The organism is Actinoplanes ianthinogenes (assembly GCF_018324205.1).
GTDB lineage: Bacteria > Actinomycetota > Actinomycetes > Mycobacteriales > Micromonosporaceae > Actinoplanes > Actinoplanes ianthinogenes.
Genome location: NZ_AP023356.1, coordinates 9519117 through 9530483, shown reverse-complemented (window position 1 = coordinate 9530483; position 11367 = coordinate 9519117). Strand labels below are relative to the sequence as shown.

At 72.9% G+C, this 11367-nt stretch carries 11 protein-coding genes; 4 read left to right on the top strand and 7 right to left on the bottom strand.

The features are described from left to right. Positions 1-26: 26 nt before the first annotated feature. On the bottom strand, positions 27-587 hold the full coding sequence (locus Aiant_RS43495) for a TetR/AcrR family transcriptional regulator (RefSeq protein WP_212846822.1): 561 nt from the start codon (positions 585-587) through the stop codon (positions 27-29). Positions 588-671: 84 nt separating this feature from the next. Between Aiant_RS43495 and Aiant_RS43490 the strand changes: the two genes are divergently transcribed. The 3 genes from Aiant_RS43490 (at position 672) to Aiant_RS43480 (ending at position 3822) form a co-directional block, all read left to right on the top strand. After that, complete coding sequence (locus Aiant_RS43490; protein WP_189330470.1) at positions 672-2336, top strand: FAD-binding dehydrogenase; 1665 nt, start codon at positions 672-674, stop codon at positions 2334-2336. 144 nt (positions 2337-2480) lie between these two features. Further along, positions 2481-3014 carry a hypothetical protein gene (locus Aiant_RS43485; RefSeq protein ID WP_189330469.1) on the top strand — a complete coding sequence of 178 codons (534 nt, stop codon included), beginning with the start codon at positions 2481-2483 and terminating at the stop codon, positions 3012-3014. 22 nt (positions 3015-3036) lie between these two features. Further along, a complete protein-coding gene (locus Aiant_RS43480) occupies positions 3037-3822 on the top strand; it encodes an HD domain-containing protein (protein WP_189330468.1) in 786 nt (261 codons plus the stop codon). 14 nt (positions 3823-3836) lie between these two features. Here Aiant_RS43480 and Aiant_RS43475 read toward each other — a convergent pair whose 3' ends face one another. The 5 genes from Aiant_RS43475 to Aiant_RS43445 form a co-directional block, all read right to left on the bottom strand. Next, positions 3837-4469, bottom strand: coding sequence for a LysE family translocator (locus tag Aiant_RS43475; protein WP_189330467.1), 633 nt, complete (start codon positions 4467-4469; stop codon positions 3837-3839). Between the two features lie 95 nt (positions 4470-4564). Further along, complete coding sequence (locus Aiant_RS46350) at positions 4565-6667, bottom strand: pentapeptide repeat-containing protein (RefSeq protein WP_245006639.1); 2103 nt, start codon at positions 6665-6667, stop codon at positions 4565-4567. Beyond that, the gene (locus Aiant_RS43455; protein ID WP_189330465.1) at positions 6657-7019 is read right to left on the bottom strand and encodes a hypothetical protein; all 363 of its coding nucleotides are present in this window, start codon (positions 7017-7019) and stop codon (positions 6657-6659) included. The genes Aiant_RS46350 and Aiant_RS43455 overlap by 11 nt, the downstream gene beginning before the upstream one ends. Before the next feature lie 128 nt (positions 7020-7147). After that, positions 7148-7567 (bottom strand): organic hydroperoxide resistance protein, encoded by a 420-nt coding sequence (locus Aiant_RS43450; protein ID WP_189330464.1) that lies wholly within the window; start codon positions 7565-7567, stop codon positions 7148-7150. A 39-nt stretch (positions 7568-7606) separates the two neighbouring features. Then, on the bottom strand, positions 7607-8023 hold the full coding sequence (locus tag Aiant_RS43445) for a MarR family winged helix-turn-helix transcriptional regulator (protein WP_189330463.1): 417 nt from the start codon (positions 8021-8023) through the stop codon (positions 7607-7609). Positions 8024-8101: 78 nt separating this feature from the next. Here Aiant_RS43445 and Aiant_RS43440 point away from each other — a divergent pair, with 78 nt between their 5' ends. After that, entirely contained in the window at positions 8102-8617 is a 516-nt protein-coding gene (locus Aiant_RS43440) for a GNAT family N-acetyltransferase (protein WP_189330462.1), read from the top strand. A gap of 123 nt (positions 8618-8740) precedes the next feature. Here Aiant_RS43440 and Aiant_RS43435 read toward each other — a convergent pair whose 3' ends face one another. Then, positions 8741-11185, bottom strand: a complete 2445-nt coding sequence (locus tag Aiant_RS43435) for a DUF11 domain-containing protein (RefSeq protein WP_189330461.1) — start codon at positions 11183-11185, stop codon at positions 8741-8743. Positions 11186-11367: the final 182 nt, after the last annotated feature.

Here is an 11367-nt window from a genome sequence, read left to right as displayed (position 1 = left end):
GTTGTGCGGGGCGAGCGACGACACATTTACCGGATCAACAGTGCCGTCAGCAGCTGGGTGAGCCAGGCGCGGGCCGCGTCGGTGTCACCGTCGAGCAGCAATTGGACGGTCACCCCGTCGTAGGCCGCGATCACCGCGCGGGCCGCGGCCGGCACGTCCGGCACCGCGAGCGGCAGGGTGGCCAGGCGCTGCTCGATGGCGGTGCGCAGGGCGGCGCGGTGCTCGGCGAGCCGGCCGGCGACCTGCGGGTGGCGGGCGGCGTGCAGCAGGAAGTCCGTCTTGATCAGCAGCCAGTCGCGGTCCAGCAGCAGGGTGTCGGCGACCCGGGCGATGATCGTGTGCAGGTCCGGGCCGGGGTGCGCCAGGGCCGTGGTCACCTGGGCGGCGATCAGGTCGGCCCGCTCGTCGTAGAGGGCGAAGAACAGCTCGTCGAGGCTGTCGAAGTTCGAGTAGAAGGCGCCGCGGGTGTAGCCGGCGGCGTCGCAGATCTCCTCGATGCGGGTCTGGCCCCAGCCCTTGGCGGCGAACACGTGCAGGGCGGCGTCGAGCAGCCGGCCGCGGGTTTCGGCTCGTCGGCGGGTGACCATGGCGCTCAGCATAGCCTTTCCATACATTCGTGTATCCGATACATTCGTGTATCGAAGTGGTCTGGATCACCGTGAGGAGCTGCCGTGGACGTCATCGTGGTGGGCGCGGGGCTGGCCGGCCTGGCCGCCGCCCATGAGATCACCAGCGCCGGGAAACGGGTGATCCTGATCGACCAGGAGAACGCGGCCAACCTCGGCGGGCAGGCGTTCTGGTCGTTCGGCGGGCTGTTCTTCGTCGACAGCCCGGAGCAGCGGCGGGCCCGGATCAGCGACAGCGTCGAGCTGGCGTGGAGCGACTGGCGCGGCAGCGCCGGCTTCGACAGGTTGGACGACGAGGACTCCTGGGCGGTCAAGTGGGCCCAGGCGTACGTCGAGTTCGCCGCCGGCGAGAAACGGTCCTGGCTGGCCGGGATGGGGTTGACCTGGCTGCCGTTCGCGGGCTGGGCCGAGCGCGGTGACCTGCGCGCCGGCGGGCACGGCAACTCGGTGCCGCGCTTCCACATCACCTGGGGCACCGGCACCGGCGTGGTCGAGCCGTTCGCCGCGTCCGCGCACCGCGCCGCGGACCAGGGCCTGCTGGAGTTCCGGCACCGGCACCGGGTCGACGAGCTGATCGTCGAGGGTGGCACGGTGGTCGGGGTCCGCGGCAAGGTGCTGGCCGACGACGACGCCGCCCGTGGCATGCCCTCCAACCGGGACGAGGTCAACGACTTCGAGGTACGCGCGCAGGCGGTGATCGTGACCACCGGCGGCATCGGCGCCAACCACGACCTCGTCCGGCAGTACTGGCCGGCCCGCCTGGGTACCGCCCCCAGGTCGATGATCACCGGGGTGCCGGCCTACGTGGACGGGCGGATGCTCCAGATCGCCGAGGACGCCGGGGTCCGCCTGGTCAACCGGGACCGGATGTGGCACTACACCGAGGGCATCCGCAACTGGGACCCGATCTGGCCGGCGCACGGCATCCGGATCCTGTCGGCGCCCTCGCCGATGTGGTTCGACGCGCTGGGCCGGCGGCTGCCGCAGCCGTACTACCCGAGCTACGACACCCTCGGCACGCTGCGCTACCTGCGGACCACGCCGGACCTCGCCGAGCACGACCACTCCTGGTTCATCCTCACCCAGAGGATGATCGAGAAGGAGTTCGCGCTCTCCGGGTCGGAGCAGAACCCGGACATCACCGCGAAGGACCGCAAGGTGTTCCTCAAGGGCCGGATCATGGGCAAGGGCGCGCCCGGGCCGGTGGAGGCGTTCAAGCGGCACGGGGCGGACTTCGTGGTGGCCCCGGCGCTCGACGAGCTGATCGCCGGGATGAACGAGCTGACCGGCACGCCGCTGCTGGACGCGGGGCACGTGCGCGCGCAGATCGAGGCGCGGGACCGGCAGCTGGCCAACAAGGTGACCAAGGACGCGCAGGTGCAGGGGATCTACAACTCGCGGCGCTACCTCGGGGACCGGATCGGGCGTACCTCGGCGCCGCACCGGATCCTGGACCCGGCCGCCGGGCCGCTGATCGGCGTGAAGCTGCACATTCTGACCCGCAAGACGCTCGGCGGCATCCAGACCGACCTGGACTCCCGGGCGATCGGCGCCGGCGGGCAGGTGCTGCCGGGCCTGTACGCGGCCGGGGAGGTCGCCGGGTTCGGCGGCGGCGGGGTGCACGGGTACAACGCGCTGGAGGGCACCTTCCTCGGCGGCTGCCTGTTCAGCGGCCGCGCCGCGGGCCGGCACGCGGCCCGCTCGGTCTGAGCGGCCCGACTCTCACACCGGCCGGCCGCCGCCGGTTCATCGGCGGCGGTCGAATTCGCGTCGATCGCATCATGTCGGCTTCCTGTCAACGCGGATCAGCCCGCCGCGGTTTCCGTGGGGGAGAACCGAGCAGACAGGAAAGCCATGCGAGACGACGTGCCGGGCCTGCCCCGGATCCGGGTCGGCGATGTGGTCGCGGCCCTCGGACCTGACCTGCGCCCCGGGGCCGAGCAGTTCGGCGTGGACGACGCCGGTGTCGTCAAGGTCCGGGTGACGGCCGAGGGCGGGGTGTCCGGGGTGGAGATCGCCGGACGGTTCCCGGGAGTGGACGCGCTGGCCGCGGCGATTCTCGGGGCGTATCGGCAGGCTTTGCTGAAGCGGATGGCGGCCCGGCTGGTGCACGGCGCCGGTCCGGCCGCCGCGCCGGACGTCACCGACGAGCGGTGGCTCGCGTGGCTGCGGGACGCGCTCGACCGGGCGGACCGGCAGTTGACGGCGATGGGCCGGGCGCGCCCGTACGCCGACGAGTTCACCGGGCCGGGCCACTGCGTGCGGGTCCGGGTCGCCGGCGGCGTGGTCACCGACGTGTTCATCGACGCGCCCCGCCCTCCCGAGGTGGTGGCGGCGGACGCCCGCTCCGCCCTCGACCAGGCCGCCCAGGCGCTACCCCGCGCGTGAGGCCGCCGCTTACCCTCGATGCATGAGCGCCACTATCGGTGACACCATCCGCACTCTCAGTGACTCCGGTCGCCATCGGGACATCCCCCTGGTCTGGCACGCGTACGAGTTCGCCGACCGGGCCCACCGCCGTCAGAAGCGGGTCAGCGGCGACCGCTACATCACCCACCCGGTGCAGGTCGCCGGGATCGTCGCCGAGCAGGGCGGCACGACCGACGCGGTCTGCGCGGCCCTGCTGCACGACGTCATCGAGGACGCCCCGGTTCCAGCGTCGGCCGTGCACGCGGAGTTCGGGCCGCGGATCGGCGCGCTGGTCGAGCAGCTCACCGATCGGTCCGTCCGGGGCGCCGGCCCGGTCGAGGCGGACCTGGCCCTGGTCACCGTCGCGGACCGGCTGCACAACCTGCGGACGCTCGCCCCGCTGCCGGCCGCGAGTCGCCGCCGCGCCTCGCTGGACTCGCTGACCTTCCACGTGCCGCTCGCCCGCGACCTCGGCAAGCCGGAGCTCGGCGCCGAGCTGACCGGTCTGGCCTGCGCCGCCCTGGACTCCCTGGACCGTCCCGGCCTGCGCGAACGCCGCCGTGCCCTGGCCCGGACGATCCGTGGCACCGATCCGCGCCGGCTCGCCGAGGCGCTCGCCGCCTCCGGTGGCGGTGCCGCCCTGATCAGCAGTGGCGCCGTCCCGGAGTGGGCGCTCGCGTCCGGTGGCGCCGGCGCGTTCGCCGTGCTGATCGCCGTCCTGTTCCGCCGCGACCCGGGAGCCGCCCAGCGTCTCGCCGAGCTGCTGCGTGCCCGCCGCCAGGACTGAGCGCGGCCGGCGGCTCAGCGAGTGTCGGTCACCAGGCGCACCGCGAGCGCGCCGAAGACCAGCGCGGACAGCCGGTCCAGCCGGCGCCGCACGGCCGGGCGCCGGATCAGCCGGTCCGCGACACTGCCCACGGTCAGGCCGACCACGGCGTCGACCGGGAAGCCGACCACGATGAACAGCGCCCCGAGGATCAGCAACTGCTCCCACACCGGCCAGGCGCCGTCGCCGAGCGTCAGGAACTGCGGCAGGAAGGTGAGATAGAACAGCAGGATCTTCGGGTTGGCCAGGTTGGTCAGCGTGGCCATCGCGTAGATCCTGGACAGTGACCGGCGCGGCACCTGGGGCGCCGTCAGCGAGCTGTCCCGCGACGCGCGCCACGAGCCGACCGCGAGGTATACCAGGAAGACCGCCCCGACGATCCGCACGATCGTCAACGCCTCCGGCGCGGCCCGCACCAGCGCGGACAGCCCGAACGCCGCCGCCATGCTGTGCCCGGCCAGCCCGGTCGACATCCCGGCGGCGGCCACCACCCCGGCGCGCCGGCCGCCGACGGTCGCGTTGGCCACGATGAACAACATGTCCGGCCCCGGCACGATGCTCAGCAGGAACGCCGTCACCAGGAACGCCACCACCAACGTCGCACTCACGCCCCGCATTCTGACAGGCATCGAGCAGATCAAAACCCCTATTTTCGTACGCCCGGAGCCCGCCGCCGCCCACGGCCGTGCCGGGGCGCCGGGTCTCAGCCGCGCACGATCCCCCGTTCAGGGGGCAGCGGCGGCAGGATCCGGAACTCGCCGGGCCGGGTCTCGGTCGAACGCCGCCGCAGGTCGCCGGCCATCGCCGCCGGCCACTCGGTGCGCACGTCCCAGCGAACGCCGGTCAGCTCGCTCAGTTCCAGCTCCCGGGCGCCGGCCAGGATCGCCCCGCGCAGGTCCGCGCCGACCAGGGCGGTGTGCGTCAGCAGGGCGCCGCTGAGATCGGCGTTGCGCAGGCTCGCGTTGACCAGCAGGGCGCCGGTCAGGTCCGCCCCGGCCAGCCGGGCGCGGGACAGGGTGGCGTCGCGGCCGACGACATCCACCAGGCCGGCCCGGGACAGGTCCGCCCCGGTCAGGTCGGTCCCGGTGAGGGTGGCGCCGTCCAGGGTCGCCCCGACGAGGCCGGCCCGGACCAGGTTGGCCGAGGCGAGGGCCGCCCGGGACAGGTCGGCGCCGTCCAGCACGGCGAACGTCAGCCGGGCCTCGACCAGCCGGGCCTCGGTGAGCCGGGCGCCGCGCAGGACCGCCCGGGTCAGGTCCGTCCGGAACAGGTCCGCCTGGTGCAGCCGGGCGCCGCTCAGGTCGGCGCCTTCGAGGTGTGCCTCGGCGGCCAGGGCCCCGTCCAGCGCCGCGTCGCGCAGGGTGGCGCGGCCCAGCCTGGCCCAATACAGGCCGACCCCGGGCAGGGTGGCGCCGCTGAGGTCCGCGCGGGTCAGCGCCGCTTTGGTCAGGTCCACCTGGTCGCCGGTGACGCCGCGCAGGTCGGCCGAGGTGAGGTCGGCGGAGGACAGCACGGCCCCGGCCAGTCCCGCGCCGGTGAGCCGGGCGCCGGTCAGCGTCGCGTCGCTGAGATCGGCGGAGTCGAGCTGCGCCCCGGTGAGATCCGCGCCGGTCAGGTCGGCGCCGGGCAGGCCGGCCTCGGTCAGGTCGGCGTGCCGCAGCCGGGCGCCGGTCAGGTCGGTCTGGCTGTCGCCGAGCACGCCCCGCAGTCGCGCCCCGGTCAGGTCGGTAGCGTGCAGCTCGGCGCCGTGCAGGGAGGACTTGGTCAGGTCGGCGCCGGTCAGGTCGGCCGGTGAGGCGTGTGCCCCGGTGAGGTCGGCGCGTTTGAGCACCGCGCCGCGCAGGGTGCTGCCGCGCAGGTCGGCGCCGGTGAGGTCGGCGCGGGTCAGCGTGGCGTCGCGCAGGTCGGCGTTGCGCAGGTCGGCGCCGGTGAGAACGGCACGGGCCAGCGTGGCCTCGCGGAGATCGGTGTCGCGCAGGTCGGCCGCGGTCAGGTCGGCGCGGGGGAGCACGGCCGCGCCGAGGTGGGCCGCACGCAGGCCGGCGCGGGTCAGATCGGCGCCGGGCAGGCCGGTGTGCTCGGCGTGCACACCGTGCAGATCCGCGCCGGACAGGTCGGCGCCCGGCAGGTTCAGCCGGGTCAGGCGGGCGCCGGCCAGGCACGGTGTGGCCGGGCGGCCGGTGAACGCGGGGGTCCGCCGGGTCAGCGCGTCGAGCACCCTGCGTCTCGCGGTGCGCCTGCCGGGGATCCGGGCCGGTGTGAAGGCCAGGGTGTCGCGGGCCAGGGCGCGGAGCAGGAGTCGGCCGAAGTCCGGGGTGGCGCGGGGCGGGGTCTGCTCCGGGCGGCGGCCGTGGTCCGGTGTGTCGCTGGGCGGGGTGCGCGGCGAGCGGCGGCCGGCGTCGGGGGTGTCGCGGGGTGGGGTCCGCTCCGGATGGCGGCCGTGATCCGGTGTGTCGCTGGGCGGCGAGCGGCGGCCGGCGTCGGGGGTGTCGCGGGGCAGGGTCTGCTCCGGATGGCGGCCGTGATCCGGTGTGTCGCTGGGCGGGGTGCGTGGCGGGCGGCGGCCGGCGTCGGGGGTGTCGCGGGGCGGGGTCTGCTCCGGGTGGCCGTGGTCCGGTGTGTCGCTGGGCGGGGTGCGCGGCGAGCGGCGGCCGGCGTCGGGGGTGTCGCGGGGCAGGGTCTGCTCCGGGCGGCGGCCCACATGTGGGGGACAGCGGGCAATAAGGCGCAGCAGGTGCCGGCCGAAGGCCGCGGTGTCGCGGGCCAGGGCGCGCATCCGGCGGCCGAAGTGCGCTTCACGGCCCATCGGAGCGGTCCGCTTCTCCGGCCGGGAGCTGGTCCGCCGGCGGTATCTCGTGGGTGCCGGCCCGGCCCAGGACCTTCTCCACCACCAGGGGCGCGGTGACGCCGAGGGCGAGGGCGGCGAACCCCCCGCTGATCTGCCGGCCGGCCGCGGCAGCCGCGGCCAATCCGGCGCCGGCGGCGAGCCGGAGCAGGAGGGCGACCAGGGACGGGCCGAAGCCGGGCTCGCCGCGGCGGCGCCAGGGCCGGCCCCGGCTGCGCCGGATCGCCGCCGAGTACTCCAGGACCTCGACGATCAATCCGCCGAGCAGTCCCCACGACGCGGCCTCGAGGGCTCCCATCGCCTCCACGGACATGCGCCGACTGTAATGGGCGCGACGTCCGCACCGGCGTGTCGATCGAGCGGGCTCCGGGCGTACCGGAAACTGGCGGGCGACGAGCACAGCGGTCCGCACCGGGGGTGCGGACCGCTGTCGGGTTTTGATCAGGCGAGGGTGAGCTGGACCTCGACGTTGCCGCGGGTGGCGTTCGAGTACGGGCAGAGCTGGTGCGCGGCCTCGAGCAGCGCGGTGGCCTGCTCCTCGGGCAGTCCGGGCAGCTCGGCCTCGATCGTCGCGGACAGGCCGAAGCCGCCGCTGGGCAGCTGGCCGATGCCGACGTCGACGGTGATCGCGGTGTCGGTGAGCGTCACCTTCTGCGCGCTGGCGACGCGCTTGAGCGCGCTGTGGAAGCAGGCCGCGTAGCCGGCCGCGAACAGCTGCTCCGGGTTGGTCAGCGCGCCGCCGGGGCCGCCCATCTCCTTCGGGATGGCCAGGTCGAAGTCGAGGACGCCGTCGCTGGAGCGGACGTGGCCGTTGCGGCCGTCGCCGGTCGCGGTCGCGGACGCGGTGTAGATCGCGGTCATGCGGGGGTGCCCCTTTCGAGGGATGTCGTGCGCGGCGGGTCAGCCGCGGGCACGGATGAGCAGGTGGTGCAGTTGTGCGAGCTCGTCGACGCTGAGGTTGACCGAGCAGAGCAGCGCCTGCGTGAGATCGCCGATCTCGTCGCGCAGCCGCATGCCGTGCTCGGTCGGGCTGACCAGCACGGTCCGCTCGTCGTCGGCGCCCCGGGAACGGGTCAGGCAGCCCTGCGCCTCCAGGCGCTTGAGCAGCGGCGACAGGGTGCCGCTGTCGAGATGCAGGGTGCGCCCGAGGTCACGCACCGTAGTCGGGCCGTCGTGCCACAGCACCCGCAGGACGAGATATTGCGGATACGTCAACCCGTGCGGGTCGAGCAACGGCCGATAGAGCGCCGTCATCGCCCGGCTGGCCGCATAGAGCTGGAAGCAGATCATCTGGTCCAGTGCCGTGCTCTCCCGCATGCCCAGAACAGTAGGACACAATTAAGTTGTGCGCAATAGAAATAGCGGCGCTCCGCCACGTTGTGTGATCATCGCCGCATGCCGGCCATCCGATTCGTGAAGCTGCCCCCCGCCGCTCTGGCCGCCCTCGTCGAGGGTGACCTGGACGCCGCCAGCCAGGCCGCCGGAACCCCGCTGAGCCAGTACCTGATCGACGAGAACTGGCTGTGGCGCATCCGGCTCGAGGACATCACCAAGAACCCCGAGGCCGCCGAGTGGATCGCGCGGCCCGCCCTCGCCGAGCCGGAGGGGATCGTCGTCGGGCACGGCGGCTTCCACGGGCCGCCGGACGGCGACGGGGTGGTCGAGGTGGCCTACTCGGTGGACCCGGGTCACCGCCGTCAGGGGTATGCGAAGGCGATGCTGCGGTCGCTGCTCGACCGAGCCGACGCGGATCCGCGGGTCACGGCGGTGCGGGCCAGCATCCGGCCGGACAACGTGGGGTCGCGGGCGACGATCAAGGGGTTCGGGTTCAAGAAGATCGGGGAGCAGTGGGACCCGGAGGACGGCCTGGAAGACGTCTATCTGCGGCCGGCGAAGCCCACTCGCAACTGACGGGCACCGAGCACAGCGGGCCGCCGGCGAACGGGCCGGCCCGCTACCGGTGAGATCACCTCTGCCGCACGGCAACCCGTGCGGCAGAAGGTCGCCGACCTGCCCGCCTGCCCGCTGACCGGATCAGCGCTTGACCGCTCCCGACCTCGCCGTGTTGTTGGTGGAGCGCGGATCCGCGACGGCCGACGCGACCTTCGCGGTCAGCTTGGCGCCGCGAGGGGTGACGCGTCCCGGCCGCACCGTGAACGTATAGGTCACCTTGCCGCCGACCCGTATGGTCGCGGTGCTGAACCGCAGCGTAGCGCCACTCCTGCGGCCGCCACCGGCGCTGATCAGGGCAACGCCCTTCGGCAAGGTCACGACGGTGGAGACTGCCGACGCCGCGGACGGCCCGGAGTTCGTCACCGTGACGGTGACCCGGAGGTTCTTTCCGGCACGGACGGCCTTGACCGATCCGAACCGGAGCGACACGTCGGCCGCCGCGACCACGTTCAGGGCGAAGCTGGTGCCGGCCGTGCCGACCGTCGCACTCACCCGCCCGCCGCCGACCCGGCTACCCGCCAGCACCGGCGGGCTGGTGGCGAGCCCCTGAGCATTGGTCACTGCGGTGACCGATCCCTTCCCGCCGAACGAGACGGAACCGGCCGCCACCGCGAACGTCACCGTGCGGCCCGGCATCGGCGCCCCGGCCGCGTCAGTAACCTTCACCACCAGCGGTTTTGCAAACGTACGCCCGACGGCCGCGCTCTGGCCACCACCGCTGACCGCGGCGGCCGAGGAAGTCACGGCGCCGTCGACGACATGGAACGCCGACGTGGCGGTGCCACCGGCGCCGATCGTGCCCCGCACGCTGTCCACGGTCGGCGGCGAGGCACCGCCGTTGACGATCACGAAGTCCACGCTGTACGTCGATCCGGCGCCCCCGGCGGCCACGACCCGGTACCCTCCCGCGGCCGGCCCGGAGATCACCGCGATCGACCGGTCGCCGATCTCGGCGTATCCGGCGTTGTCGTAGGTCGCCAGCGAACCGTCCGGCAGCCGGCCCACGGTGTTGCCGGCGGCGTCGGTGACGCTGATCCGCGCGGGCGGGTCCTGTACCACTGCCATCGTGTCGATGATCGGCAGGCTGGCGATCAGGGTCAGGTGGTAGAAGGTCTCCACCTGCTGGACCAGGTCGTCGAAGGCCATGTCCCGGGCACCGAAGAGCGTTTCGAGATCGACGTAGTAGGTCAGCGGCCGGGTTGCGAAGACCCGCTTGTCGACGCCACCGAGCGTCACGTACTCGGCGAAGCCGGGGTTGGTCCAGCGTGCGATCACCGCGTGGCTGGAGGCATTGCTCCGGGCATTGAGCAGGCAGTCGTTGGTGCCCGGCGGCGGGGTGAAGATGCCGTTCTGAATGGCGTTGTGCACGCGTTTCAGCACGCCGAAGTCGCACCGCGGCGGGTCGGCCGTGGCGGCGGGCAGAAAGTCCAGGGTCGCGGTGGCGACGCTGTCGGCGACGTGCTGGTGGTAGGGCACGCCCGCGACCGGGAAGACCACGTTCACCGGTAGGTGCCCGACGTTCGAGGTGGTCGTGCAGTAGATGCCCGAGCGGGCGACACCGGTGGTGAAGGTCAGCGGCAAGTTCCCGTACTCGATGGTGAAAGGCTTGACCGCATGCAGCAGCGCGGGCGGCTCGACGTCGACCTTCGGCAGCAGGACAGGGCCGGTGTGACCGTTGTCGGGGCAGCTGAACCGCGGGGTGGCGGCCTCGAACGTCCAGGACGCGGCGGCCTGCGGTTCGGACTGGTCAGGCTCGCCGTTGTTGATCTGCTCGTACCAGAAGACCAGCTCGTCGGTACTCGACGGGGCCGTGTAGGAACCCGTTGCCCGTGAGTATGCGATGCTCGCGACGCCGTCACCGTCGGTGACATCCGCGCCCTTGAGCCCGATGTCCGGCCCGGAGATCACCCGCCACGACACGAACACACCGGTCCACGGCTTGCCGGCCTCGTCGGTGAGCCGCGCGGTGAACCCGGCGACGTCGAAGGCCGCGCCGAGTTCCGAAGCCGTCGGCGTGACGGTCATCGTCAGCGGCGTGGTCGGCGTAGGCGTGGGCGTCGGGTCCGGCGCCGGAACGCCTTCCTGGAACGTCACCCGCACCGTGTAATCGAAGTGGGAGGGATTCACCCCATCGGCCAGTCGCCGGGTGAACGTCCATTCGCCGGATCCGTCGAAGACAACCGAGAATTCGTTGTCGTTCGACAACTCGACGCTGCCGTCGTTCTCTCCCAGCGTGAAATCGAAGATCGATCCCCTCCGCTCGTACGGAGTGGTCCATTGGCGTGCCGCGCAGTAGCCCGTGTCGCACAGCATGGTGGAGTCGTCCGAGCCGCTGCGGAACATCAGCCAGCGCGGATCGTATTCGCCGGCCGGCCGGGTGGAGATGGAGACCCGCAGCGTCCCGTTGCCGGGCAACGTCATCGTGTCGAAGTTCGCCGCGCTGGCCGGCGAGATCACCACCGCCCCGGTCACGAACAACACGAGGGTGACAACGGCGGCATTCAGCACGCTCCGCAGGTGCGTCACGATGAACAACGAAGGATCTCCCGGTCAGCGGTCACCCACGGCAGGCAGCCGCGAGCAGTCAATCCGGAGGCAGCGGCCGGGACAATCGGGTGCCCGGGTGACAAGATCGGGACCTCCGCCCGACAGGCAACACGGAAGTCGGCCGAAGACTGCCCTTGTGGACTAGTGCTTCGCGGGGAACA

Bases quoted from the DNA above. Each gene is read 5' to 3' on its own strand.
- Aiant_RS43495 (WP_212846822.1), bottom strand. From the start codon at position 587: ATGGTCACCCGCCGACGAGCCGAAACCCGCGGCCGGCTGCTCGACGCC.
- Aiant_RS43485 (WP_189330469.1), top strand. From the start codon at position 2,481: ATGCGAGACGACGTGCCGGGCCTGCCCCGGATCCGGGTCGGCGATGTG.
- Aiant_RS43480 (WP_189330468.1), top strand. From the start codon at position 3,037: ATGAGCGCCACTATCGGTGACACCATCCGCACTCTCAGTGACTCCGGT.
- Aiant_RS46350 (WP_245006639.1), bottom strand. From the start codon at position 6,667: ATGGGCCGTGAAGCGCACTTCGGCCGCCGGATGCGCGCCCTGGCCCGC.
- Aiant_RS43455 (WP_189330465.1), bottom strand. From the start codon at position 7,019: ATGTCCGTGGAGGCGATGGGAGCCCTCGAGGCCGCGTCGTGGGGACTG.
- Aiant_RS43450 (WP_189330464.1), bottom strand. From the start codon at position 7,567: ATGACCGCGATCTACACCGCGTCCGCGACCGCGACCGGCGACGGCCGC.
- Aiant_RS43445 (WP_189330463.1), bottom strand. From the start codon at position 8,023: ATGCGGGAGAGCACGGCACTGGACCAGATGATCTGCTTCCAGCTCTAT.
- Aiant_RS43440 (WP_189330462.1), top strand. From the start codon at position 8,102: ATGCCGGCCATCCGATTCGTGAAGCTGCCCCCCGCCGCTCTGGCCGCC.